Origin of the sequence: Berryella intestinalis, assembly GCF_000814825.1 — a bacterium.
GTDB classification, from domain to species: domain Bacteria; phylum Actinomycetota; class Coriobacteriia; order Coriobacteriales; family Eggerthellaceae; genus Berryella; species Berryella intestinalis.
The window spans coordinates 1,390,287-1,415,646 of the sequence record NZ_CP009302.1; the positions used below are offsets into that span (position 1 = coordinate 1,390,287).

General features: G+C 62.1%; 19 protein-coding genes. 2 read left to right on the top strand and 17 right to left on the bottom strand.

The window, feature by feature from the left end:
* Position 1: 1 nt before the first annotated feature.
* The 11 genes from murD to JI75_RS09175 form a co-directional block, all read right to left on the bottom strand.
* A complete protein-coding gene (murD, locus tag JI75_RS06130) occupies positions 2–1,516 on the bottom strand; it encodes a UDP-N-acetylmuramoyl-L-alanine--D-glutamate ligase (RefSeq protein WP_039689551.1) in 1,515 nt (504 codons plus the stop codon).
* A gap of 4 nt (positions 1,517–1,520) precedes the next feature.
* A complete protein-coding gene (mraY, locus tag JI75_RS06135; RefSeq protein ID WP_039689553.1) occupies positions 1,521–2,567 on the bottom strand; it encodes a phospho-N-acetylmuramoyl-pentapeptide-transferase in 1,047 nt (348 codons plus the stop codon).
* Position 2,568: 1 nt separating this feature from the next.
* Entirely contained in the window at positions 2,569–4,029 is a 1,461-nt protein-coding gene (locus JI75_RS06140) for a UDP-N-acetylmuramoyl-tripeptide--D-alanyl-D-alanine ligase (protein WP_039689555.1), read from the bottom strand.
* 7 nt (positions 4,030–4,036) lie between these two features.
* The gene (locus JI75_RS06145; protein WP_039689557.1) at positions 4,037–5,533 is read right to left on the bottom strand and encodes a UDP-N-acetylmuramoyl-L-alanyl-D-glutamate--2,6-diaminopimelate ligase; all 1,497 of its coding nucleotides are present in this window, start codon (positions 5,531–5,533) and stop codon (positions 4,037–4,039) included.
* A 14-nt stretch (positions 5,534–5,547) separates the two neighbouring features.
* Entirely contained in the window at positions 5,548–7,311 is a 1,764-nt protein-coding gene (locus JI75_RS06150) for a peptidoglycan D,D-transpeptidase FtsI family protein (protein ID WP_082019790.1), read from the bottom strand.
* Positions 7,312–7,314: 3 nt separating this feature from the next.
* Positions 7,315–7,779 (bottom strand): hypothetical protein, encoded by a 465-nt coding sequence (locus tag JI75_RS06155; protein ID WP_039689559.1) that lies wholly within the window; start codon positions 7,777–7,779, stop codon positions 7,315–7,317.
* A gap of 78 nt (positions 7,780–7,857) precedes the next feature.
* The gene (rsmH, locus tag JI75_RS06160; RefSeq protein WP_039689561.1) at positions 7,858–8,814 is read right to left on the bottom strand and encodes a 16S rRNA (cytosine(1402)-N(4))-methyltransferase RsmH; all 957 of its coding nucleotides are present in this window, start codon (positions 8,812–8,814) and stop codon (positions 7,858–7,860) included.
* Between the two features lie 9 nt (positions 8,815–8,823).
* A complete protein-coding gene (locus tag JI75_RS06165; protein ID WP_039689563.1) occupies positions 8,824–9,276 on the bottom strand; it encodes a division/cell wall cluster transcriptional repressor MraZ in 453 nt (150 codons plus the stop codon).
* Positions 9,277–9,780: 504 nt separating this feature from the next.
* Positions 9,781–10,683: a site-specific tyrosine recombinase XerD gene (gene xerD, locus JI75_RS06170; protein WP_039689564.1), complete on the bottom strand. Its 903-nt coding sequence runs from the start codon at positions 10,681–10,683 to the stop codon at positions 9,781–9,783.
* Between the two features lie 24 nt (positions 10,684–10,707).
* Entirely contained in the window at positions 10,708–12,309 is a 1,602-nt protein-coding gene (locus JI75_RS06175; protein WP_039689567.1) for a CTP synthase, read from the bottom strand.
* Positions 12,310–12,445: 136 nt separating this feature from the next.
* Positions 12,446–12,712 carry a hypothetical protein gene (locus JI75_RS09175; RefSeq protein WP_158407629.1) on the bottom strand — a complete coding sequence of 89 codons (267 nt, stop codon included), beginning with the start codon at positions 12,710–12,712 and terminating at the stop codon, positions 12,446–12,448.
* Positions 12,713–12,725: 13 nt separating this feature from the next.
* On the opposite strand from JI75_RS09175, the gene JI75_RS06180 reads away from it, so the two are divergent.
* Complete coding sequence (locus tag JI75_RS06180; RefSeq protein ID WP_039689569.1) at positions 12,726–14,207, top strand: DUF1846 domain-containing protein; 1,482 nt, start codon at positions 12,726–12,728, stop codon at positions 14,205–14,207.
* 102 nt (positions 14,208–14,309) lie between these two features.
* Here the strand turns inward: JI75_RS06180 and asnB are convergent, their stop codons facing one another.
* A complete protein-coding gene (asnB, locus tag JI75_RS06185) occupies positions 14,310–16,274 on the bottom strand; it encodes an asparagine synthase (glutamine-hydrolyzing) (RefSeq protein WP_039689571.1) in 1,965 nt (654 codons plus the stop codon).
* A 173-nt stretch (positions 16,275–16,447) separates the two neighbouring features.
* Here asnB and JI75_RS06190 point away from each other — a divergent pair, with 173 nt between their 5' ends.
* Positions 16,448–17,740: a carboxylate--amine ligase gene (locus JI75_RS06190; RefSeq protein WP_052241651.1), complete on the top strand. Its 1,293-nt coding sequence runs from the start codon at positions 16,448–16,450 to the stop codon at positions 17,738–17,740.
* Positions 17,741–17,839: 99 nt separating this feature from the next.
* On the opposite strand, the gene JI75_RS06195 is transcribed toward JI75_RS06190, so the two are convergent.
* From JI75_RS06195 to JI75_RS06215, 5 genes are all read right to left on the bottom strand, one after another.
* Entirely contained in the window at positions 17,840–18,523 is a 684-nt protein-coding gene (locus JI75_RS06195; protein WP_052241652.1) for a TorD/DmsD family molecular chaperone, read from the bottom strand.
* Between the two features lie 52 nt (positions 18,524–18,575).
* Positions 18,576–19,160 (bottom strand): 4Fe-4S dicluster domain-containing protein, encoded by a 585-nt coding sequence (locus tag JI75_RS06200; protein ID WP_039689574.1) that lies wholly within the window; start codon positions 19,158–19,160, stop codon positions 18,576–18,578.
* 9 nt (positions 19,161–19,169) lie between these two features.
* Positions 19,170–21,689, bottom strand: a complete 2,520-nt coding sequence (locus JI75_RS06205; RefSeq protein WP_052241653.1) for a molybdopterin-containing oxidoreductase family protein — start codon at positions 21,687–21,689, stop codon at positions 19,170–19,172.
* 227 nt (positions 21,690–21,916) lie between these two features.
* A complete protein-coding gene (locus JI75_RS06210) occupies positions 21,917–23,164 on the bottom strand; it encodes a Fic family protein (RefSeq protein WP_039689576.1) in 1,248 nt (415 codons plus the stop codon).
* 359 nt (positions 23,165–23,523) lie between these two features.
* Positions 23,524–25,227 (bottom strand): FAD-binding protein, encoded by a 1,704-nt coding sequence (locus JI75_RS06215; RefSeq protein WP_240993142.1) that lies wholly within the window; start codon positions 25,225–25,227, stop codon positions 23,524–23,526.
* Positions 25,228–25,360: the final 133 nt, after the last annotated feature.

Consider the following 25,360-nt stretch of genomic DNA (forward strand, 5'->3'; position numbering starts at 1 on the left):
CTTACGCCCGCGCGGCCCGAGCGGCCACCATCTTCTTGAACGCGTCCCCGCGCTCTTCAAACGAGCCGAACTCGTCGAAGGAGGCGCAGGCCGGCGACAGGAGGATCACGTCGCCCTGCCCCGCTACGGAAAGGGCCGCATCCAGCGCCGACTCCAAACCGCGGGCCCGCTTCACCTCGAAACGCTCCGGAGCGGCGTCGGAGGACTGGGAAAACGCCCGCTCGAACCGGTCCGCCGCGGCTCCGAACAGAACCGCGCAGCGCGCATGGGCGTGCACGGCCGACACGAGCTCCGAAAGGTCGGTTCCCTTGTCGTCGCCGCCCAGAAGCACGATGGGGCGCACGGGGGCAAACGACGCGACCGCCTTCACCGAGGCGTCGACGTTCGTTGCCTTCGAATCGTTGTAGCAGATGGCGCCCGCTATCGTCCCGCACGGCTCGATGCGGTGCGCAAGCGGGGCGAACGCCTTCAGAGCCTCGCCGATGCGGGCCCCGTCGCATCCCAGCGCGACGGCCGCGCTGGCGGCGGCCAGCGCGTTGCCCACGTTGTGCCCGCCTTTGACCAGCAGCTCGTCCACCCGGCAGATCGGCGTCTCGACCCCCTTGAAGGCAACGGTGAGCATGCCGTCTTCCGCGACGAACGCCGCATCGCGCGAGCCGCAGCGGCGGCGCATATCGCCGCGAACGCCTTCCGACGTTCCCAGGGGGATGTAGGAGAAACCGCGCTCGTCCTCGCTTAGCCGCGCGAGCTCGCGCACCTTTTCGCGGACCACGTCGTTGGCGGCGTCGAGCACCGCAACTGCCCCGTCCGACGACGCGAGGTTGTCGAGCAGCTTGAACTTCGCATCGCGATACGCCTCGAACGTGCGATGCCAGTGGAGATGGTCGGGCGTGATGTTCAGCACGACGGCGACATTAGGCGCAAAGCGCGCCGTCGAAGCCAGCTGGTACGACGAGACCTCCGCCACGTACGCGTCCGTCTCGTCCGCGAGAACCGCGTCCAGGCACACCGTGCCGATGTTTCCAACGGCAGACGCCCTCAGGCCCGCCTTCGCGAGCAGCTCGGCGCAGCATGCCGTCGTGGTGGTCTTGCCGTTCGTGCCCGTGATGGCGACCCACGCGCTTTCCGTCCGGCTCTCGCGCCACGAGAACTCGACTTCGCTTATCAGCTCGGCGCTATGGGCAGACCCCTCGACGTAGAGCCGCTCGAAATACGGGATCCCGGGGCTCGCAATGCACAGGTCGAAGCGCTCGATGCCACACGAGCGCATCAGCTGCGACACCCCGTCGTCCCCGAACGCTATGTGCGACGGGTCGATGCCCACATCGGCGAGGAACCGCCTCGACGCCTCGGTTTCCCCGCCTGCCGCGACGTAGAGATCCGAAACGCGGCCGCCCAAAAGGCCGGCGCAGTAGCGCACGACCGACATCCCCGACTTGCCCAAACCCAAGACGAGAACGCGGCCCAGATGAACGGGGGCGCTTTTGCGCCCCTCGATGAATTCCGTCCGTTCCATACAGCTACCCCACCATCACCGATTCGGCAAAGTACAGCGAAAACCCGATGGCCGCGAACACGCCCGAGATGATCCAGAAGCGAATAACCACCTTCGTCTCGCTCCATCCCTTCTTCTCGAAATGGTGATGGAGCGGGGCCATGAGGAAGATGCGGCGGCGGGTCTTTTTGAACCACGCCACCTGGAGCATGACCGACAGGGCCTCGGCCACGAACAGGCCGCCGATGATGATGGCGACGAACTCGGTCTTCGTGACCACCGCGAGGCACCCAAGGCCCATGCCCAAAGCGAGCGACCCGGTGTCGCCCATGAAGATGTCGGCCGGAAACGAGTTGAACCACAGAAAGCCGACGCAGACCCCCGCGAGGGCGGCGGCGAGTATGGCGGGTTCGAGCAGGTCGGTGCGGTACGCGATGGCCGCCATCACGATCATGACGATCATGACGGTCCCCGACGCCAAACCGTCCAGGCCGTCGGTGAGGTTCACCGCGTTGCACAGTCCAACCAGCAAGACGCTCACGTAGATCAGGTAGAGCCACGGGATGGAGATCCCCCCGGCGATCGGGACCACCGTCGTCAGCACGCCCAGATCGACGGTGACGACGAAGGGGATCTCGACGGTCGGCGCGATGCCGAGGAAGTTCACGGCCAGAAGGGCGAACAGCAGGGCGATCACGAACTGCCCGACCAGCTTCGCCTTGGGCGTCAGGCCCAGCGAGCGCTCGTGCATGACCTTCGAGGCGTCGTCGAACAGCCCCAGGAAGCCCGTCAGGATGATCGCCACCAGAAGGCCGTAGGTCTCAACCGTCGGGTAGCCCACCAAAAGGATGGTCACGACCACCGCAGCGAGCATGACGATGCCCCCCATGGTGGGAGTGCCCTGCTTGACCAGGTGCGTTTGGGGACCGTCGTCGCGCACCTGCTGCCCGATGTTGCGCCCCTGCAGAAAGCGGATCCACGGCGGCATGAACACCATGGTGAGGACCATGGAGACGAACACCGCCAAAAACACGAGGAACGTGGGGTAATGCGCGAAAAGAGCCGATAACATGCTAGCCAACCAATCTTCGAGCGATGCGCTCGAGACCCATGAAATGAGATGCTTTGATCAGAACCGCGTCGGAGGGCTCGAGAAGCCCCTCGACAAGCGACGACGCCTCGTCGGCCGAGCCGACGCAGCGCACCCGGTCTTCGGAGAAACCGGCGTCGATCGCTCCCTGCGCTATGAAACGGGCGAGCTCGCCCACGCAGACGAGCAGGTCGAGCCCGCACGACGCCGCATGCGCGCCGACCCGCCGGTGGCATTCGACGGCAAACGATCCGAGTTCGCCCATATCGCCCAGAACGGCCATGCGCCGACCTTCCAGATCGAGCGCCGCGAACATGTCCAGCGACGAGCGCATCGAGTCGGGGTTGGCGTTATACGCGTCGTTGACCACGAGCGAGCCCCGGGGCGTCCGCAGCATTTCCTGACGGCCGCTTTCGGCCTCGACGCGGGACAGGGCCCGGGCGATATCGGCGGGCGCCATGCCGGCCGCGAAGCCGATCGCCGCCGCCGAGCAGGCGTTGCCGACGTTGTGGAGCCCGGGGACGGACAGGGCGCACGCAACGCGCCCGTCCTGGGGAAACCCCGTCGCGCACAGGTCGAAGCGGGCGCACCCGTTCTCGTCGAGCGCGACGTTTTCGGCCCATACGCAAGGAGCGTCCCCGCCCGCGCGAAGGCGCCGCGCCGCCGCATCGGGCGACCCGTCGAAGAAAACGGTCCGCGCGCCGCGCCCCTCGTGCCCCCCGACCTCGATCAGGCGGTCGGCGTACTGGTCGGCCGCATTCACGAACGCGAGGCCGTTCGCGGCGATGCCCTGGAAGATCTCGGCTTTCGCGCAGGCGATGGCGTCGCGGGAGCCGAGGAGCTCGATGTGGCTTTCCCCCACGTTGGTGACCAGCGCCCAATCGGGACGCGCGATGGCGCACAGCTGGGCTATCTGGCCCTGGCCGCGCATGCCCATCTCGACGACGACGAAGCGCGTATCGGCTTCGGCGGACAGAAGCGTATTGGGAACCCCCAGCTCGTTGTTCTGGTTTCCCCGCGTGGCGACGGTTGGGCCGCACGACGAGCAGACGGCCGCGACCATGTTCTTGGTGGAGGTCTTGCCCGTCGACCCGGTAATGCCGATCACCAGGCCCGACAGCTGGGTGCGCCACCATGAGGCCAGGTCGGAAAGAGCACGGTGAGCGTCTTCGATCATGACGATGGCGCCGCCTGTGCGCCGGGCGGCCTCGAGGGCCTCTTCGCTCGGATCTTTCGTGACCAGCGCGCACGCCGCCCCGTCCGCAAACGCTTGCGGGAGGAAGTCGTGCCCGTCGACGCGCTGTCCCACCAGGGCGACGAAGGCCGAGCCCTTGGTGACGGCACGCGAATCCCAGGTGATCCCGACGACCTCGGCGGAAAGCGCCGAGCCCTCGACGATCCGCCCCTCAGTCGCGCTCGCTATGCGCTCGATATCGCACCGCATAGCGCTCCTACGCCTCGCCCTGCTCCGCGCCGAACGCGCGCTTCAGCTCTTCGGCGGCCACGACGCGGTCGTCGAACGACAGAACCTGATCGCCCACCAGCTGGTAGTCCTCGTGTCCCTTCCCCGCCACCAGGATGGAATCGCCCGGCTTCGCATGCGCGATGGCCAGCGCGATGGCCGCGCGGCGATCGGGCTCGACCGCATAGGCGGACGGGTCCGACCCCATCCCCTGCACGATGTCCTCGATGATGGCCAGCGGATCCTCGTTGCGCGGGTTGTCCGACGTCACCACGGCGAAGTCGGCCTGCAGAGCCTCTTTGCCCATGATGGAGCGCTTCGCTGAGTCGCGGTTTCCCCCGCAGCCGAACACCACGATGGTGCGTCCCTCGGTGATGTTGGCGATGGAGCGCATGGCCTTTTCCAGCGCATCGGGAGTGTGGGCGTAGTCGACGAACACCGAAACGCCCCCGTCGTTGGGAACGCTCACGCGCTCGAGGCGGCCGGGAACCTGCGGCGCGTCTTCCAGCGCCCGCGCGATGCTTTCGACCGGAATTCCCAGTTGAAGGGCAATACCGAACGCCAACATCACGTTGCTCACGTTGAACTTGCCCACAAGCGGGTAGCTGAACCGCACGCGCTGGCCGCGCACGTCGAGCAGAAGCTCGGTATGGGTGGGCGCGTAGGTCACCTCGACCGGATGGATCTGGGCCGACGGATCGAAGCCCGTCGAAACCACGTTGTCGTCGTTTGCGTTGCAGCGGCGCAAAAGCTCTTTGCCCCACTTGTCGTCGATGCACACCACGCGCTTGGCGGGATAGTCCTTCGAGAACAGTAGCGCCTTGGCCTCGAAATACGCCTCGAACGTGTGATGGTAGTCCAGGTGGTCCTGCGTGAGGTTGGAAAATGCCGTGACGGCGAAACTGGTCTCCCAGGTGCGCAGCAGATCGAGCGCGTGCGAGCTGACCTCCATCGCCACGACGTCGGCCCGCGCCTCGCGCATCTGGGCGAACGTCTTTTGCAGGTCGGACGATTCGGGCGTGGTGTGCTCGGCTTTGAAGCTGTCGGCCCCGACGCGGATGCCCACCGTGCCGATGACGCCCGTGCGCTTGCCCGCGCTCTTGGCGATCTGCTCGACCAGGTAGGTCGTAGTGGTCTTGCCGTTCGTACCCGTGATGCCCACGAGCGAGAAGCTGCGCGAAGGGTCGTCGTAGAACCGGGCCGCCGCATGCGCCATGGCCTTGCGGGTGTCCGAGACGATGATCTCGGTGACGTCGGTCGCGTCGGCCAAATACACCTTGCGCTCGCACACGATGACCTTCGCCCCGTGGTCGATGGCGTCTTGCGCGAACGAGTGGCCGTCCACCTTCAGGCCGACGATGCAGAAAAACGCATCCCCCGGCGAAACCTTGCCGCTGCTGTAGGCGAGCCCTGCGACCTCCTCGTTTGCGTTTCCTAGAACGGTGTGCTCGAAACCGTCGAACAACTGGGAACACGTTTTGGTCATGATATAGCGCCGCCTCACTCAGATACGATGTTGTAGCGATTGATAGCCTCGGTCATTATATCGTGAAAGATGAAGGTAACGGCGCTATCGGAAGGCACGTTGTCGGCTCCCACAAAACATACCAACTGGCTGGAAGAATCGGCGATGTAGCCCGCGAAGCACAGGTTGTACACCCCTTTGAGGTACCCGCCGTTCACCTCGTCGTAGATCTCGGCCGTCGAGGTTTTCCCGGCCACGTTGTAGCCCTCTATGGCCGCGCGCTTGCCCGTTCCGTCCGTGACGACGGTCTTCAGCATGCTGGTCATATCGGCGATCGCGGCCGTGTTCTCGATCACCTTCTCCTTCTGGCCCTCCCAATCGGGCATGTCCTCGGCGTTCGACATGCCGATGAGGAAGTGCGGCGTGCACTCGACGCCGTCGTTGACCAGGGCGCCGTAGAACCGCGTGATCTGCAGCGGGGTGAGCGATATGCCCTGGCCGAAGCTGACGTTGTAGCCCACCACGCGGCTCCAGTCGGCGAAGTCCACCATATAGCCGGTCTGCTCGCCCGGGTAGTCCACGCCCGTCGGGGAGTTCAGGTTGTACTTCTTTATGTGGTCGTACAACTTGTCGAAGCCCATCTTCTCGGCCGACAGCGAGATGCCGACGTTGGACGAGTACTGCATGATCTGGCGCAGGCTGTACACCGTGTCGCCTCGCTCATGCGCGTCGGATATCACGTAGCCGTCCGCCGAGATCGAGGCGGGGGCGTACACCGTGTCGCTCGGGGTCATGGTATCCGTTTCCAGAATCGCCATGGCCGTGGCGGTTTTGAACACCGAGCCCGGCTCGATGAGATGCGAGACCGCCTTGAGCTGCATCGACCCCTCGGCCACCGTCGAGCGGTCCGCGGGGTTGAACAGCGGGTACGACGCGGCGGCGTAGATCTCGCCCGTGCCCCCGTCCATGATCACCGACGTGCCCGATTCGGTGCCCACCTGGTACAGTCCCAAGGCGAGCTTCAGCTCGAGGGTCCGCTGCATCTCGATGTCGATGGAGGTGACGATGTCTTGGCCCTCTTCGGCGGCCACCGACTGATGGACCGCACCGGGGATGGGCGATCCGTTCTGGGCGTATTCCGCCTCGTAGTAACCGGGTTTTCCCGATAGAACGTCGTTGTAGTAGTACTCGAGGCCCGAGATGCCCGTGAGGTACTCTTCTTTGGTCTGCTCGTCCACCTCGGTGTTGCACGCGCCCACCAGCTGGCCTCCGACCTGGCCGTAAGGATACGAGCGCTTGGAATCGGCGAGGAAGTAGATCCCCTTGAGCCCCAGCTCCCTCACCTTGTCGGCCACCGACACGTCGGCCTTCTGCTTGATGTAGGAGAACTGGAGGTTGCGGTTTCCCATCTTCGCGGCGTAGTCGTCAGCCTGGCCCCCCAGAACCGTCGCCAGCTGGGCGGCGGTTGCCTGCACGTCGTCGATCTCGGAGGGATTCGCATAGATCGTCGTGGCATCGACGCTGATGGCAAGCACGTTATGGTTGCGATCGTAAATGGTGCCGCGCGGGGCCTCGACGACGATCTTCGACGTGCGCGCCTCCTGGGCCTGCCTCGAGTACTCGTCGGCCACGATCACGTCGAGATAGAACAGGCGAAGGAAGAACACCGCGGCTATGGCCAGGAACGGAACGATCGCCCAGTACGTGCGCGACGAGTCCCGAACAACAAGACGGCCCCCCTTGGGGGACCTGTCGGCAGCTTCGCTCTCGCGCCCGGTTCGGGTCGTCTTGCGTGCCATGGGCTACCCCCGGACGTCCACGGAGTTTCGCACGCTCTGGGAAAGCGAGAGGTTGCCGGACCCGTCGGTGGCCACCACGTCTTTCTCCAGCACGATCGACGAGGTGTATTCGGGTGCCTCCATGCCCATGCCGGCGGCAACCGCCCTGAGCGTCGAGTTATTGGTGAGGGAGGTCTGGGTGATCTCCAGGTCGTTGCCGTACGAGCGGGCTTCCTTTATCTGCGAGGACAGCTCCTGGCCTTCGACCGCGCTGGAGACGGCGGCCGACTGCAGGCCGATGCGGACCATCGCGACCAGGGCGAATACAACCATCGCGACGGCGATCACCTTGGCGGCGAGGAAAATGGAAGGGGGAAGCGAACCGGCGTCGGTGCGTGTTCCGGCAACGACGCGCACATCGGGCCGCGACGCGCGCTGGGGCGCGTATTCGAAGTCGTTGAGACGATATGCGGTCTGCGCGCTAGCCATGTACGTTTGCCCTCTGGTTCGTTTTCGGTCCGTTTAGTTCGCGTTTTCAGTGCATCCCGCCCTCGTTTCCGAAGGCGGTTAGAGTTTGGTTGCCACGCGCACTTTGGCGCTGCGCGCCCGTGCGTTGCGCTCGACCTCCCCCGCCGAGGGGAGAACGGGCTTGCGGGTGACGATTTCGAGTATCGGCTGCTTGCCGCACACGCACACCGGAAGGTCCGGAGGGCACGTGCAGCGCCTCGCAAGGGAATTGAACGTTTCTTTGACGATGCGGTCTTCCAGCGAGTGATACGAGATCACGACGATCCGCCCTCCGGGATTCAGCCAGCGCACCGCTGCGTCCAAACCGGACTTCAGCACGGTGAGCTCCGAGTTGACTTCGATCCGAAGAGCCTGGAACGTTCGTTTCGCGGGATGCCCTCCCGCGCGGCGAGCCGAGGCCGGTATGGCTGCTTTCACAACCTCGACCAGCTCTCCGCTCGTGGTGATGGGCGCGCTCTCGCGGCGCTTCACGATGAAGTCCGCGATGCGGCTCGCCCACCGCTCGTCCGAGTAGGCACGGATGATCCGAGTGAGATCAGATGCGTTGTAGGTGTTGACGATCTCTTCTGCGGTTAGGGTTTGTTTGCCCGGATCCATCCGCATATCAAGGGGGCCATCTTCCTTAAAGGAGAAGCCGCGAGACGGTGTATCGATCTGCACCGAGGAAACCCCGAGGTCGAACAAGACCGCGTCGATTCCCGGGACCTCGGCTGAAACGAGTAATTCATCCATGTTTCCGAAGTTGCCGCGCAAAAGCTCGAGGCGGGGACGACGATCGCTCGGTATCGATTCGAGTTTCAAGCGGGCCGCCGCGAGGGCGACCTCGTCCTGATCGATGCCGATGAGCGTTCCGCCCGAGCCCAAGCGCTGGGCAGCTTCGAAGGAATGGCCTGCTCCGCCGAGCGTTGCGTCCACGAACGTGTGCTGCGGTTCGAGTTTCAGATATTCGAGGCACTCGGCGAGCATGACCGGGGTATGCCGATATTCGTTTGTCATCGCCTCACCCTACGAGCTGAACAGAACGCCGAGGTCGATCTCGGAATTCATGGCGTCGTAGCGCTGGGCGTCCCAGATCTCGAAGTAGCCGGTGTTGCCGACGATGACCACGTCCTTGTCGATACCCGCCGTCGCACGCTGATCCGCGGGGATCATGATGCGGCCGGCGCTGTCGACCTGAACGTCGAAGGCCCGAGCCTTAAGGGCGGTCCTCAGGCGGCTGTGCTCCCGATTGGAAGCGGAGTAACCGCCGAACCGATCCTCGAACAACTGGGCGACCCAGCCGTTGAAGGCGGGAACCTCGAAAGCGTAGATGCACTGGTCATCGAGGCTTTTGGTTACCACGAGATCGTTCGACAGCACCTTGCGGAACTTAGCGGGCAAAGACACGCGGCCCTTGGAATCGGCTTTGAAGCGATATTCGCCGTTCAGATCGACGACGTTTCCCACCTCTTCCGCCATTCCCCGCTCCGTTCCGTTCGTTACTGTCGACGCGTCACATACTACCCCACTTTGCCCCACTTCTCAACATAATCATGCAGTTTGGGGAAATAATCGCTGATCGAAAAAGTGTTCATAGCCAGCCTGAATCTACGGTCGTCTGAACGAGGTGCTTTATGAGGATGAAGTCCCACATCATGTGGTGTCGTCTTTCGGGAACCAACACAATATAGGGATGCAAGTAGGGAAAACAACCTTGGAAAAGGGACGGTGGGGCAAAGTGGGACACGAGGATCGCCCCGGTGCGGCGGCGCGCCTTCGGACCCGCGCGGCCACAATTTCGCCACACGTCCTACGGGCGGGCGCTGGAAAGAGCGCAGGGAAGCCGCCGAGGGCGGCGGAAGGGTCGCGGCGGGGCCGCCCGGATCGGCCGTGCTCTCACAAGCAGACGCGCGGGGCTTCGGGTAGATGACCGGACGGAGAAGCAGGCGGCACAGCCGCGCGAACGGGCGCGGGACGGCAGGGTTATGCGCGGGCGCGCGGATGGGCGGCGAGGTATTCTTCCCTGATATGCGACCTGTTCACATGCGTGTAGATCTGGGTGGTGGAGATATCGGCGTGGCCTAAGATCTCCTGGATGACGCGCAGATCGGCGCCTCCTTCCAGCATATGGGTGGCAAACGAGTGGCGCAGGGTATGGGGATGGAGGTTGCCGATGCCCACCAGCATCCCCGCATCCGAGACTATCTTGTGGGCGCTCTGCCGGGACAGACGCGATCCACGCGCGTTCAGGAACACCGCCGATGCGGACGGCGCCGCGGGCTTGGCCAGCTGAGGCCGCGCGCGCTCGAGGTAGTCCGAAAGCGCCGCAGCGGCGCATCCCGACAGCGGAGCGACCCGCTCCTTGCCGCCCTTGCCCACGATCCGCACGAACCCCTCGTCGAAATCGATCCGATCGATATCGAGGCCCACCGCCTCGCTGACGCGCAACCCGCACCCGTACAGCACCTCGAGGAGGGCGCGGTTGCGCAGAGAGATCGCGTCGGTCCCGTCCATAAGGTCGAGCATGGACGCGATCATGTCGATGGACACGACGTCGGGTAGGCGCGAGGGCGGTTTGGGAAGCTTCACCGTCGAGGTGGGGTTCGATTCGAGACGACCCTCGCGCACCAGGAACCGATGGAATCCCTTGACCACCGAAAGGTGCCTATCGATGCTGGTCACCGCATAGCCCTGCTCGAGCAGATGCGTTTCGTATCCCACGATGTCGCTGCGGCTCACCGATGAGAGCTCGGTTACGCCCCGATGATCCAGAAACCGCGCATAGTCCGCCAGATCGGACTCGTACGCGCTGACGGTGAGGGGGGACGCGCCGCGCTCGACGCGCAGGTACGCGAGGTACTCTGCGCGAACCGATTCGAACGCCATACCATCCCCCTTCCGGCAGCCGACCTAGCCGCGTTTCGCGCAGGCCGCCTTCACGAAACCGGTGAACAGCGGATGCGGGCGCGTCGGACGGCTTTTGAACTCCGGGTGCGCCTGGCTGGCAACGTACCACGGATGATCGGGGATTTCCACCATCTCCACCAACCGCCCGCTGGGCGACACGCCCGAGATGCGCAGGCCGGCCTCGACCAGCTGGTCGCGGTAGGCGTTGTTCACCTCGAAACGGTGGCGATGCCGCTCGTAGACCACCTCTTCCCCGTACGCCTCGAACGCCTTGCTATCCGGGGCGACCTTGCACGGGTACGATCCGAGGCGCATCGTGCCGCCCTTGTCCTCGACGTCTTCCTGTTCGGGCATAAGATCGACCACGGGATGCGCGAGATCCTCCTCGAACTCGGCCGAAGAAGCGCCCGGCAGATGGGCGACGTTGCGGGCGAATTCGCACACAGCCGCCTGAAGGCCGAGGCAGATGCCGAAGTAGGGCACCCCGTTCTCGCGCGCATAGCGGGCGGCGGCGATCTTGCCCTCGAACGCGCGCTGGCCGAAACCGCCCGGAACCAGGATGCCGTCGGCCCCGCCCAGAATCTCCGCTGCGTTGTCGTCGGACAGCTCTCCCCCGTCGACCAGGCAGACGTTCACGTTCACTCCCAGCGCCACCCCGGCATGGCGCAGCGCCTCGGTAACCGACAGATAGGCGTCGGGCAGGCTCACGTACTTGCCCACCACCGCGATATCGCACGACTCCTCGCACGCGCGAGCCGCCTGGACGAACCCGGAAAGCGGTCCGAGGTCGATCGGAGGGGCCTGGACCCCCATCCGCTTGCACACCTTGACGTCGAATCCCTGCTCGAACAGCTTGAAGGGCACTTCGTAGATCGACGGGGAGTCCTCGCAGCCCAGCACCGCATCGGCATCGACGTCGCAGAACAGCGCGATCTTCTCGCGCACGGCCGCATCGACCTCGTGGTCCGAGCGGCACACGATGAAGTCGGGCTGCACGCCCAGCGAGCGCATCTCCTTCACCGAATGCTGGGTGGGCTTGGTCTTCACCTCGTGGGCAGCGGCGATGTAGGGAACGAGCGTCACGTGGACGAACACCGCGTCACCTGCGGGCAGCTCCTTTTTGAATTGGCGCGCGGCCTCGATGAACGGCTGGCTTTCGATGTCTCCGATCGTGCCCCCGATCTCCGAGATCACGAAATCGGCGCCGGACTGATCGGCCGCACGGCGGATACGCTGCTTGATGGCATCGGTCACATGGGGAATGACCTGCATGGTCCCCCCTAGAAAGTCGCCGCGCCGCTCTCGGGCGATCAGCGTCTGGTAAATCGAGCCCTGCGTGAAGTTCGACTCGCGCGAAAGGTTCTCGTCGATGAAGCGCTCGTAATGGCCCAGGTCGAGATCGCCTTCGTGACCGTCTTCGGTGACGAACACCTCGCCGTGCTGGAACGGCGACATCGTTCCGGGATCGACGTTGAGATACGGATCCATCTTCTGCATGGTCACCTTGTACCCGCGCGCTTTGAGAAGGTGGCCCAGGGAAGCCGCCGTGATGCCCTTGCCCAGAGACGACACCACGCCGCCCGTCACGAAAATGTACTTTGCCATCGCGCTATCCGCCTCCCGAATCCGCAGCCCGAACAGCCGCGTCGCTGAAAAATAAAAAACGCCTGCAACGCCGAGAAAGCCTTGCAAACGTCTTTCGATTCTAGCATCCAACACCCCGTCGGCTGGTAATTCGCAATTAGAACACGCCCAGATTTCCAGCATGTTTCATCGCAGGTGGAAGCACTTCGCCGACGAGCCCCGAAGCCGGGTCGAGAGCGAGGATGCGCGGGGGCGAGCCTTCTTCCAGACGACGCAGCGCACGGCTGCCCGCATCGATTTCGGCGGACGGCGGCGTTTCCCGCCGAGCGCGGCGCTGCGGGTGATCTATACTGTTCCCTATTGCCGAAAACCGCCCGAAAACCGTCGAGCGTTTTTCGGCAAACGGCTGAAATACCTTATTCACCAGGAGGGATGGAATGCGACAAGGATTCGACAACGAGAAGTACATCGAGCTGCAGGCGGCCCACATCAGGGAGCGCATCAACCAGTTCGGCGGAAAGCTCTACCTCGAATTCGGCGGCAAGCTGTTCGACGACTACCACGCCGCGCGCGTGCTCCCCGGCTTCGAACCCGACACCAAGCTGCGCATGCTCCAGGCTCTGGCCGACGAGGCCGAGATCGTCATCGCCATCAACGCGAACGACATCGAGCGCAACAAGATCAGGGGAGATCTGGGCATCACCTACGACGAGGACGTCCTGCGCCTGGTCGACGCCTTCAACGACCGCGGGTTCTTCGTGGGAAGCATCGTCATCACGCAGTACCGCAACCAGCCCAACGCAGACCAGTTCCGCGAGCGCCTGAACGCCCTGGGCCTGCGCACCTACCTGCACTATCCCATCGCCGGCTACCCTTACGACATCGACCACATCGTAAGCGACGAGGGCTACGGGAAAAACGACTTCATCGAGACCTCGCGGCCGCTGGTGGTCGTGACCGCGCCCGGGCCGGGTTCGGGCAAGATGGCCACCTGCCTGTCGCAGCTGTTCAACGAGCACCGGCACGGCATCACCGCCGGGTATGCGAAGTTCGAGACCTTCCCCATCTGGAACATCCCGCTGGATCATCCCGTCAACATCGCCTACGAGGCGGCTACGGTGGACCTCGACGACGTGAACGCCATCGACCCGTTCCACCTGGAGGCCTACGGGCAGACCACCGTCAACTACAACCGCGACATCGAGATCTTCCCCGTGCTGAAGGCCATGCTGGACAGCATTCAGGGTGAAAGCCCCTATCAGTCGCCCACCGACATGGGCGTCAACATGGCGGGCAAGGCCATCGTCGACGACGAGGCCGTGCGCGCGGCTGCGAACCGCGAGATCGTGCGCCGCTACTTCAAGGCCGCCGAGGCCGCGCGCCGCATGGGAACCGAAGCCGTCGACGCGGCCAAGGTCAAGCTTCTCATGAAGAAGGCCCATATCGACACCGATCTCATCCCGTCGCGCGCCGCCGCGCTGACCCGCGCCGCCGAAACCGGGCGCGCAGCCGGGGCGATCGAGCTGCACGACGGACGCGTGATCACCGGGAAGTCCTCGGAGCTTCTGGGGGCCGCCGCCTCGGTGCTCATCAACGCCATGAAGGCGCAGGCGGGCATCGCCGACGAAACGTGGGTGATCTCGAACCGCGCGCTCGAGCCCATCTGCAGCCTGCGCGAAAACCAGCTGAACCAGCGCACTCCCCAGCTTCATCCCCTCGAGATGCTGATCGCCCTTTCCACCAGCTCCATCGACTCCCCCGATGCCGAAAAGGCCATCTCGCACCTCAAGGAGCTGCGCGGATGCGATGCCCACTTCTCGTTCATCCTCCACGAGGAAGACGAGCAGCTCCTGCGGACGCTGGGCATCAACGTGTGCTGCGAACCCCAGTTCGAGCAGGGACGCTACTACCACGCCTAAACGGCGCGGCGGCCCTTCGTCGAAGGGCCGCCTCCTATCGCCCGAACGAAAACGGGACCGGCGACGACGCCGGTCCCGTTTTGCGTACTGGGAGTGAAAACCTTAAGCAACCTGGGTTTTCGGAGCCAGCTTCTTCGAGGACTCGCCGAAGAACACCTCGTACCAGCACAAGAAGCAGTAGATGTTCCAGATACGCATCATCTTCAGCTTGCCTCGGCCCTCGGTGGTGGAAAAGCTCGCGCTCTTATGGTCGTCCAGCATCCGCATCAGGTAGTCCACGTTGAAGAACTCGTGAGCCGCCTCACCCGTGAAGGCCTCTTTGATGCGATCGTAGAACAGGTCGGTTTGCAGCCACACCGTCAGGGGCGTGATGAAGGGCTGCTTGGGCATGTTGGCGACCTTCTTCTGGAATCCCAGCTTGCTGGCGGCCACGCGCAGGGCGTACTTGGAGTGCGTATCGTCCACGCGACATACGGTGGGCAGCTGAAGCGCCACATCCAGCACCTTCTTGTCGAGGAAGGGGACGCGCAGCTCGATGGAATGCGCCATGGACATCTTGTCGGCCTTGAGGCAGATGTCGAAAGGCATGTAACTCACCATGTCGACGTACTGGGTCTGCGTGATGATGTCGGTGTTCTGCTTGGCCGCCTCCTCGAAGTGGGGACGCGCCCACTCCCACGGCTTGCACGGACCCGCATAGCCCTTCAAAACGCTGGGGATCTCGTCCCACATGTAGTTCATCGACGTGCGCTGATACGACTTCTCGGGGCCTCCCGATCCGCGCATGAGGAACCTGCGCCCATGGAAAGGCGGCAGCTTCTCGGCCACGGCGCCGGCCAGGGCGCGCAGGGGGCGCGGGACGGACAGGTACTTCGAGAACTCGTACTGGTCGTGGTAGATCCAGTATCCGCCGAACAGCTCGTCGGCGCCCTCGCCCGACTGCACCACCTTCACCTGCTTGCGCGCCAGCTGCGACACGAAGTACAGGGGGATGGCGCTCGGAGCTCCCAACGGTTCGTCCATGTGGTACTGCTCGGTGGGGACGATATCCAGAAACTCCTTGGCCGACACGCGCGTCTCGAAATTGGGAAGGCCCGCCCACGCCGCGAAACTGCTGGAATCGGCCAGCTCGTCGAGCTTGATCTCGAAATCGGACTGCTCGGCGATTTCGGCCAGCTTGTCCTCGCACCCGATTTCGTATCCGACCGAAAACGTCTTGACGCCCTCGGCATGGTGCTGGCCCATCGCGTAGGCGGCAAGCGACGAGTCGATGCCCCCCGACAAAAAGCTGCCCACCTCGACGTCGGCTATCTCGTGGGCGCGGACGGATTCGTCGAAGGTGTCGCGCACGATGTCGGCCCACTCGTCGAGGCTCTTCGACTCGTCGATCTTGTACGTGATGCGATAGAAGCACTCGATGTCGAGGCGCCCCTGCTCGAACACCATGAAGTGGCCGGGCAGAAGCTTGTGGACCCCTTCGAACATGGTCTGGGAGTCGTTCATGTACTCGAAGCACAGGTACTGGGGCAGCATCGCGCGGTTCACGGCCTTGCGGAACTTCGGGTGCGCCAGAAACGCCTTGATCTCCGACCCGTAGATGAGCCGCTCGCCGTCATGCTGGTAGTAGAAGGGCTTGATGCCGAAGATGTCGCGCGCGCATACCAGGCGCTTCTTCGCATCGTCCCAGATAGCGATGGCGAACATGCCGCGAAGCCGCTCGAAGACGCCCGTTCCCCACGCCTCGTAGCCGTGAACGATGGTTTCGGTGTCGCCGTTGGTGACGAACGTGTAGCCCATGCCCTGGAGCTCGGAGCGCAGCTCCTGGAAATTATAGATCTCGCCGTTGAAGGTGACCGTCACCGTGGCGTCTGCGTTCTGCATGGGCTGACGGCTTCCCTCCAGATCGATGATCGACAGGCGCCTGAATCCCATCGCGATGTCGTCGTTCACGAAATAGCCCTCGTCATCGGGGCCGCGATGGATGATGCGGTCCGCCATGTCCTTGACGACGTCGCGGTTGGCCCGCTCGTCGAAATCGACCGCGGTGAAGCCTACGAATCCACACATGCGGATATACCTTCCTCTTTACGATAGTCTAACGCGAAGACGCGCGCGTTTTTGGGGCGCTTGCGTTGTTTCGCGCATCTCCGTCGGCGCGCTGGAACCCAAAAGCCCGCGGTATGGAATAATGACTGCGTCACGAAGCACGCAGTATCCCACGTTGAGGAGCAAAGTCTACCATGAGCGCAGACGCGAACGTTAACCTGCAACAAAACGATATCTCGAAGCACCTCGTTCCCGTCGTCGTGGGAGGCGACATCCTCGCCTACAGCTACGTGCGCGAGCTCCACCGCGCCTACGGCATCGCGCGCACCATCGTGTTGGCCAGCCGCGACATCAAGATGCTGTCCAGCAGCAAGTTCACCGACTACCGCCTCATCGAGGGCGTCACCACGCGCGAAGACGTCTTGTACCCCGCCCTGGAATCGATCGCCCGCGAGGCCCGCGCGTCCGACCCCCAAGCGCACCTGCTGGTGCTGGGCTGCGACGACGTGCACGCACGCCTCCTATCGTCGGGAAAGCAGCGCCTGGAAGCCGCCGGGTTCTCGGTTCCCTACATCGATTTTTCCCTGCTCGACGAGATCACGCAGAAGCGCCGCTTCTACGAGTTGTGCGAAGAGCTGGACATCCCCTATCCCGAAACCCGGTACTTCGACTGCGCGAACGGTCCCGCCGACTTGCCGGTGGACACGTTCGGCTACCCGCTTATCGCCAAGCCCTCGAACTCCGCCCAGTTCCAGGACGCCTCCATTCCGCGCAAGCGCAAGATATACGAGATCGAATCGCCCGACGAGATGCAGCAGGTATGGCACGACATCCGCACCTCGGACTACAACGCCGAGCTGGTGCTGCAGGATTTCGTCCCCGGCGGAGACGACGCCATCCGCACGCTCACCACGTTCTCCGATGCCGAGGGCAACATCCGGGTCGTGTCGGGCGGGCAGGTGTGCCTGCAAGACCACGACCCCACCGCACTGGGAAACCCCCTGGCCATCATGGGAGAGCGCCAGCAAGACATCATCGACGCCGCCGCCCGGTTCCTCAAACGCACCGGTTATCGCGGCATGGCGAACTTCGACATCAAATACGACAGCCGCGACGGGTCGTTCCGCTTCTTCGAGGTGAACACCCGCTGCGGGCGAAACACCTACTACATGAGCCTCGGCGGCGTGAACTTCGCGAGCCTTATCGTGCGCGAGTTCGTGCTGGGCGAGCAGATCCCCTATCAGGAGGCCTACGAGCCCTTCCTGTACTGCTGCGTGCCCGCCTACGTGCTGAAGCGCAGCATCCGCGACGAAGGTCTTCTGAAGCGCGCCCTCGACACCCTCGGGCTCACCCGCGACGCCTACCCGCTGCACTACCGCCCCGACTCCATGATGCACGGGATCTGGTCGAGCATCATGCACCTCAACCAGATCCGCAAATTCAAACGCTTCTATTGGGACACCGACGGCAAGCAGCTGAAAGAATAGGCGGCTGCAACAGCTCGCGAGCAACGATACCCCGAACATCCCTGCAGGCACCATCCTCACAACCGGAAGGCAACCTCGTCAAACCATGAGGCTAAGGTCCTATCGACCCTCATCCGATGCATCGCCCCCGTTCACGAACCCCAAACACAATCGTGCGAGGGCCCTATAAAACGAAGTTCGCGCTTCTTTATCCACCCGATCCGCGAATAACGGCAGCCATAGCGAAAGATGCTCTCTGCAGAAGCGATCGCCCACGTTCCGAAGCAAATCCGCATCTTCATTGAGGCCTTGCTGCAGATACCGAGCTTCTCGAAGCGATAACTGCGACAAGAACTCGAGCTCGACAGCAAGGTGATCTGAAAAGAATTCGGAATCATCGACTAGGCGAAAGCCGTGGTCGGAATAATAGTCAGTAACGCACCGCTCGAAGCTGCCGCGCAAGATCCCTCTGCGGCCGCTTTGCTGGGCCGAAAGGTAAAACGACTCGTAAGGAGGCGCTGCAACCTGACCGGGACCCACGAACAGGTGGTTGTAGTCCGTTTCAAGAACGAGACGAAGGTCTTCGAGCGGCAATCCTGCGATTTGGAAAGAGAAATCATCGAACAGCGAAAAGACCCCGCCTGCGGCCGATTCCCCGAACGACGGAAACAGCATATCGAATTCGCGAAAATACGACCCCGACCGGACATCTGCGCAAAAACAGGCATCGGGGCGGTAAAAGCCGCGCGCGATCGAACCAAGCAGGCGCGCATCCGCGAAAGCGGAATCAACGGCAAGCTCCATCGCAACCTCCTTCACAACGAAATGGAGCGGCCGCGCGGCCGCTCCGCACCTCCTACAATCCCTGATTGACCGATCGCCAATAATGCACGTTCGGGCCGGTTTCCTGCTCGAGAAGGAGACGAATCGTCTCGTTTTCCCTTATCGTCCGAGATACGGCAGAATCCGGGTCATCCAAATCACCGACAACGATCGCGCGATTCGGACAACAGAGCTGGCACATAGTGCTCGATAGGCCCGCATCGAGGCGGTGTGCGCACAAAGAGCATTTCACCACCGTCTTTGAAGACTCGTCGAATGACCGGGCATCGTAAGGGCAGGCCTCCATGCACATCCGACAGCCGATGCATTTCTCCTCGTCGACAAGGACTATCCCGTCATCTCGCTTCGACGTCGCCCCCGTTGGGCATACTGGAAGGCAGGGAGACGAATCGCAGTGCATACAGGGGACGGGCGTCCATTCGAACGACAGGGCGGGGTATGAGCCCGAAGGCACGTCGTACACCGTATCGCCCTGATCGTTAAGCACACGCATATGCTGAATCCCCTCGGGCACCGAGTTCTCCATCTTGCAGGCTATAGTGCAGGTTCGACAACCGACGCAGCGATGAAGGTTGATTGCAAAACCATATTTCGTCATGACGCCCCCTTAAGCCTTCTCTACCTGCACCAAGTTGTCATACGGTGCGAAATTGGTTTCCATAACGGCATCCTGAGCAGGATTGAGCTCCATATGCAACAAACTGCTGTAGTGCGATCCATCCGGGAAATGTTTGGGCCACCACCCTTGCCGCTGGTTAATGCACCCGGGTTTGATTTCTTCGGTAACGAGGACCTTCACCCGATATTCGCCGCGATCATTGAAGACGCGTGCCATATCGCCCGTTGAAAGATCGCGTTCCGCAGCGTCCGCAACCGATATCTCCAACCATGGCTCAGGAGCGACAACTTCTCTGATCCAAGGAAGGTTCACGTGCTGAGAATGCGTGGTGTAAACGGTTCGGCAGTTCATGAACGTGAGAGGGTATGTCTTCGCCTTGTCGTTACGGTTGCTCTCATAGGGTTCGTAAAACGTTGCGACACCCTCCCCTAGATCCGCAAGGCTCTCGGTGTATATCTCCACCTTTCCAGAAGGGGTCATGAACCGCTGGCTTTCAAAGGCGATATGCGGTTCGGCAAAATTTGCGCGGAGAACCTTCTTCTCGCACAGCTCGTCGAAATCCATCGTTCTGAACTCGGGTGCAAGATTGCGGGCGAAAACATAGTCGCGGTAATAATCCTTGATGTCGAGCTCCCAAAGGCTCCCTTTCTTTATCCCGAAGCGCTCTGCGAGCATCTGGCCGATCTCCCAATCGGTTTTAGCTTCGTACATTGGGGAAATCGCCTGCTCTCGAACTTGAACGTAAAGCGACGACCAGGCTGTGACCACCTCGAAAGGCTCCTCGTAATACGTAGTGACCGGCAAAACGAGATCGGCGAAATTCACGCCCTCGTTCATTATCTGCTCGCTTACTACAACGAAGTCGAGTTTAGGGAGAACTTCGCTTAAAAGTTTCTCCCGTTCGGGCCCCTGCGTTCCCCATCCGTAATTGTTGATCCACAGCATCTTGATGGGGTACGGCTCTCCGGAAGCAACGATATCCATCCACTGAGTACCCGGGAGCTGTTTCGCAGCCTTCCCCGAAACGGGCATGACCGCCTCGGGAGGCAGGGAAAACAGAAACCTCATGAGAGATCCGCCAGCCCAGTTTACGTTCGCATGGGGCTTTCCGATGTTTCCGCACAAAGCAGCCAGCTGAATAGCTGCGCGCGTTGGAAGATGCCCGTTCCAGTAACGATTGGTACCCTGACTGATACGCAAGTTGGACGGCGCATCGAGATATAGCTCCGCAAGTTTGACGATATCTTCGGATGGAACCTCGCAAATCTCGCTCGCAGCTTCCGGGCTGTATGCAGCAAGCGACTCGAGTATCAGCTGAAATGCGGGTTTGACCTCAACGGACTCACCATCGATCTGAACAGAGAAAGATCCCTCGAGAACCGCCGTAGACGGAACCTGGCACTTTTCAGGCACCTCTCCCTCGACTTTTACCGAAGGGTACTGCGGCTTCGTTTCATCGGGGAGCGCGGCAACCGGTACGGAGGCGTTTTCCTCGCCATCCCATACCAGGTAATCCTCGCCCTGGCGCACGAGTTTGCCCGTAGAGACATTGACGAGGAAAGCGGAGTTGGTGTTCGAACGCAGGTAGCTTTCATCGTGCTTTTTCCGATTAACGATAACGTTCATCATCGAGAGAATGAGAGCCGAATCGGTGCCGGGGCGAATGGGAATCCACCAATCCGCTTTGGACGCCGTCCGCGAGAAACGCGGGTCTATCACAACCAGCTTGGACCCTGCTTCTTGAGCATCGATGACGAAGTGCATTTCCTGCATATTCGTCTCGGCATAGTTGCACCCGAACATGATGATGCTCTTCGCACCAACAAGATCCTCCCAAGCGCTCGCATCCTGATGCACTCCCAGTGTCGGTAAAAACCCCAGGTTCACACCTAAATCGCCCATGATTCCGAAATTCGTCAAGGAGGTCCCCCCGTACGACATCGCCATAAGCGTCCCGAAGATCTGAGGAACCGCTGCATAATTGCCGGTCATACCGAGCCAGGCATTCGACTCGGGGCCGTAATTCTTTATGTTGTCTTGCATCTTCTCGTAGATCAGATCCATTGCCTGATCCCAGGAGATGCGCTCCCAGTTTCCAGAACCCCGCTCTCCCACGCACCTCATCGGGTACTTCACTCTATCGGGAGAGTAAACGCGCTGCATGGCGTTGGAAATCCCGCGCAGGCAGATACGGTTGTACGCTGTGTCCGGAAAATCGGCCGGTTCGATTTTTTCGATCACGTCATCGTTGACGAATGCGTTGACGCCGCAGCTCCCCACGCAGTTAGGAGCGCACACGGTACGAGCGATCCTGTCATACGAAGGAGACTGAACCGATGCCTCTCCTTTTTTCGCATCCTCCCCCGTACGGGGCGCGCACGAAGCAAGCGACCCGGCGAACGGAACGGAACCGGCCGCGATGGCGGCCGCCCTGAGGAACCGACGACGACTTACGCTAGAGCATGCGATCCCGACGCTTTTTTCGATCGGATTCTTCTCACCTTGCATTCCCATCCTCCTGTTCCCGAACAAAAAGACACGACAAGCTAGAGCCCCGATGGGGTTTCGAATACCCTTTTTCAGTAGATCGATCTATAGGTCAGCGCCCAGGCGACATCGCCTCTGATCCGGTCAGCCCCCTCGCATCCCCAGCCTCTACGGCACACCTTACTCATCGAATAGCGCCCCTACAACTTGTTTGCAGATAAATAGCGATTCCGTAATGAGCCTATCGACTAAACCGCACCCGAAAAGTCGAAAAGGGCATCGTCTCGAGATATGGGATCCTTCTGGGTCATGCAACGCTCCATCCTATCGAGCAAAACGATGGACTCATCGGCAACGAATAACCGATTTCTTGCGCCGGGGAGCTCTTCGCAATGAACGATCCCCTCTTGGAGTAGGCGATTCATCGCGTCGTTCGTAGCGGATATCCCCCGTCCGATAAGCCGGGACGCATGGGACACCGTCATGAGGGGATTGCCGATAAACGCCAAGATCAGCTCTTCAACAGCCGATCCTTTGCTTATCTTCCCCATACGGTTGCGCCAATGCCTCTCCAGAGCCGTGCACGTCTCAAGATGGGTGCGCATAGCCATGGCGGCAACATGGGAGCTGTGGGCGCAAAACCTCACCCACTCGTCTAAAACATGGGCCTTTGACCTCCCCTGCATCTCAGAGCCTCGCTGATACGGAAGGAGACGGATAGCGTGAGCCCGCGTATCGATGGCGGGCATGAGCGCAATGGGAACAACCGTTTTCCGAAAGAACCCCCTCCGCCTCATGATCGCATGGCTCATCGCCCGTCCGGTACGGTCAAGGGCGGTTTTGAAAGGTTTGATGCCTTCGAATTGAAAATGAGCAAGCGCCGCTTGAGCGATCGGCGAGTACAGGTTTCGGTTCTCAAAAAGGCACAGGTCGTCTATAAAATCGAGAACCCGAGACGGATCGGGAGGCAGATACGACATGGAAACGGTCTGCGATGCCTTGCCGCAAGAATGGGGGCGGCTCCGAAACGCGATCCCGCTTTGCGCGGCTCTGTTCCCGAACAGGCACATCGAATGGATATCGAGCAGGAAGTCGGGGGTGAATCTAAAAGATTCGTCAACCGTACGCACAATCCATTTGATCGTTTCGAGATATTTGAACGCGTCGATCGCCGATCTGCTGAAACCATGCTGGCCCAATGCAAGAAACTCATCGATCCGCAGACCCTCGCCTCCATCCTCAATGTTTTCAAGATTCATGATCTCGTATCGGCTGGATATGCGCAGCAGATCTTCTATCAGCGGTTTTTCACCGTCGATGCGCAACGTGGCTATCGCCTCAAGACGGGCGAGGTTTTGCGAGAGCGCTTCTCGGGAGCGATCGAGCTCTACGCGCGCCTCCAAACGAGAAAGTTCCATCTCCGCACGCGACAGCTCGGCCAAAGTGGCGCCGCTCAACACGAATCCGTGAGAAGCGATGAAATGCGGTTCGTACATGGCCCCCTCCTGACCATGAGTAACTCTATCGAACCATTATAGTTGCGGATCCGCAGCGCAAAACTCGCTTGCAGGATTTTGGGGATTCCGCAACGATGGCAAAGCCGCAGCCATGCGCGCAACGCGTCGATGCACAAGCCGAACCCCACGGTTCGAGAAGGAATCCCGGCAAAAAACAAGCCCCCTGCTTCCCGAATCCAAGAAGCAGGGGGCGAGCCGGAATCGAAAACGCTTTGTCCGCTCAGCGCATACGAGCCACGACCTTTACTGCGGGTCGCTCTTCCCGTCCTCGGCCATGATGCCGCCCGCGGCCATGTAACCGCCGACGAAGGCGAGGCCAAGGTCGGCGTACATGCCGGTCAGGGGCTTACCGGCAGCGTTGCCGTCGCCCGCCGATCCGCCGGCGGTATGCCATCCGGCGTACAGCCCGGGAATGGCCGCGTCGCTCCCGACGTCGAGATCACCTGCATGCGGCCGTTCACCAGCAGGCCGCATTTCGAACCGAACACGTGGCCGCCCAGCTTCGCCCCGTAAAACGGCGGTTCGTCGATCTTGATCAGCCATTCTTTCGGGTACTTGTACGACAGGGCGTAGTCTTCGCCCGCCTCGCACGCGTCGTTCCATGCGCGGACCGCCGAAACCAGCGTCCCCGCCTCAAGCCCCAGCGCCTCCTCCAGCTCCTCGACGGTATCGCATTTCTTGATGGCTCCCCCGTCGATCATCTGTTGGAATCCGGTATGCCAGTCGCGCAGCCACTCGGGAACGCGATCGATGTAGGGATCGTCGGCAGCCACGATCTTCGCCTTGCGGCAGATCACCTGGCCGAAGAAATTCTTCGTCACCAGCTCGTCGAACTTGGAATCGAAGCACACGAAGGTCTTTCCCCCGGGCTGCGCCATCTCGATACCGGCCGTGTCGCACAAGCCGGCAGACGAGGGGGAAGCCTCGGTGGTGTACGGGAAGCTGCGCGCCGACGTCGAGATGTACGGAACGCGCTGGCCCAGGCTGTTGATGCGGAGCCAGGGCTGACGCAACGCCTGATTGCCGTCCTTGTTGATGTGGCAGTCCATCTCGGTGTCGAACTCGTTGTAGTCGCGCCACCACACGCCGCCGTCGAACGCGCCCGTCGAATCGAACCCGCTCAGAGCCGCACCGACCCCCTGGCCCATGCGGATGCACTCGCCGGTGCCGTTCGGGGGCGTGGCGATGTTGGCGATTCCCTCGAGGCAGGTCGCGCTGTACTTGGCCATCATGGCCCGGTTCACCTCCATGCCCCCGGCAGTGAGAACCACCGCCCGCGTCGCCCGGATGAACCTGTCGCGGCCGCCCGACGAGATGCGCACACCCGTGACGCGGGTGCCGTCGAACACCAGGGCCGTCACAGGGCTGCTGGTGCGAATGTCGACCCCGGCGCCCTCCGCAGTCGCGGCCAGCTGCTTAAACGGGATGAGGTTCACGTTGATGCCGTTGGTGGGCGTCGACATGCCCTCCCATTCAAGCAGCCCCGCGCCCGCAGGAGAGGGGTTCATGGGAACCCACTTCGCACCCGCCTTCTCGTTCATCCAGTCGATGCACTTGGGCCCTTCGATCGCCATGGCGCGCATGAGCTCGGGATCCCCCGTCATCTGCTGGCAATCGAGCATGAACTCGACGATGTTGTCGACGTCGTACGGGTAGCTGGGATACGCCCATTTGCGGTCTTCGGCCTGCTTGTGGCCGCCGAAATTGGAGAATACCGAGGAGTGCTTGGAGTTTCCGCCCAGGTCTTCGTTGCGCTCGAGCATAACGACCTTGTAGCCCGCCTGGGCCAGGCGGATCGACGCATTGGTACCACCAGCGCCCGACCCGACCACCACGACCTCGAACTCCTCATCCCACGAGCTGGGCTCGGAGACGGGTTCGATGGGAGCGGCGGCCTCCTCGAAAGCGGCCTTCTCCTTCGACGCCGCATCGAGCGCCTCCCCCTTTGCCTTGGGCTGGGCGCAGCCCGTCAATCCCGCGAGCGCGCCTGCGCCCGTCGCCAGGGCGGCACCCTTCAGGAAGCTCCTGCGATCCATAGCCATATGAAACCCTCCTTCTCGTTTCCATCCCTCGCCGCTTGGACGCCCCCTTCGCACCCAAGCGACCTCTTCGGTTCCATGGTATGAACGCGAAGCCGAAAACGCACGGTCGAAGTTCGACCTCGATGCAGGAAAA

Excerpts from the sequence above, each read along its gene's own strand:
- murD (WP_039689551.1), bottom strand. The coding sequence starts at position 1,516 with ATGGAACGGACGGAATTCATCGAGGGGCGCAAAAGCGCCCCCGTTCAT.
- mraY (WP_039689553.1), bottom strand. The coding sequence starts at position 2,567 with ATGTTATCGGCTCTTTTCGCGCATTACCCCACGTTCCTCGTGTTTTTG.
- JI75_RS06140 (WP_039689555.1), bottom strand. The coding sequence starts at position 4,029 with ATGCGGTGCGATATCGAGCGCATAGCGAGCGCGACTGAGGGGCGGATC.
- JI75_RS06145 (WP_039689557.1), bottom strand. The coding sequence starts at position 5,533 with ATGACCAAAACGTGTTCCCAGTTGTTCGACGGTTTCGAGCACACCGTT.
- JI75_RS06150 (WP_082019790.1), bottom strand. The coding sequence starts at position 7,311 with ATGGCACGCAAGACGACCCGAACCGGGCGCGAGAGCGAAGCTGCCGAC.
- JI75_RS06155 (WP_039689559.1), bottom strand. The coding sequence starts at position 7,779 with ATGGCTAGCGCGCAGACCGCATATCGTCTCAACGACTTCGAATACGCG.
- rsmH (WP_039689561.1), bottom strand. The coding sequence starts at position 8,814 with ATGACAAACGAATATCGGCATACCCCGGTCATGCTCGCCGAGTGCCTC.
- JI75_RS06165 (WP_039689563.1), bottom strand. The coding sequence starts at position 9,276 with ATGGCGGAAGAGGTGGGAAACGTCGTCGATCTGAACGGCGAATATCGC.
- xerD (WP_039689564.1), bottom strand. The coding sequence starts at position 10,683 with ATGGCGTTCGAATCGGTTCGCGCAGAGTACCTCGCGTACCTGCGCGTC.
- JI75_RS06175 (WP_039689567.1), bottom strand. The coding sequence starts at position 12,309 with ATGGCAAAGTACATTTTCGTGACGGGCGGCGTGGTGTCGTCTCTGGGC.
- JI75_RS06180 (WP_039689569.1), top strand. The coding sequence starts at position 12,726 with ATGCGACAAGGATTCGACAACGAGAAGTACATCGAGCTGCAGGCGGCC.
- asnB (WP_039689571.1), bottom strand. The coding sequence starts at position 16,274 with ATGTGTGGATTCGTAGGCTTCACCGCGGTCGATTTCGACGAGCGGGCC.
- JI75_RS06190 (WP_052241651.1), top strand. The coding sequence starts at position 16,448 with ATGAGCGCAGACGCGAACGTTAACCTGCAACAAAACGATATCTCGAAG.
- JI75_RS06195 (WP_052241652.1), bottom strand. The coding sequence starts at position 18,523 with ATGGAGCTTGCCGTTGATTCCGCTTTCGCGGATGCGCGCCTGCTTGGT.
- JI75_RS06200 (WP_039689574.1), bottom strand. The coding sequence starts at position 19,160 with ATGACGAAATATGGTTTTGCAATCAACCTTCATCGCTGCGTCGGTTGT.
- JI75_RS06205 (WP_052241653.1), bottom strand. The coding sequence starts at position 21,689 with ATGCAAGGTGAGAAGAATCCGATCGAAAAAAGCGTCGGGATCGCATGC.
- JI75_RS06210 (WP_039689576.1), bottom strand. The coding sequence starts at position 23,164 with ATGTACGAACCGCATTTCATCGCTTCTCACGGATTCGTGTTGAGCGGC.
- JI75_RS06215 (WP_240993142.1), bottom strand. The coding sequence starts at position 25,227 with ATGGCTATGGATCGCAGGAGCTTCCTGAAGGGTGCCGCCCTGGCGACG.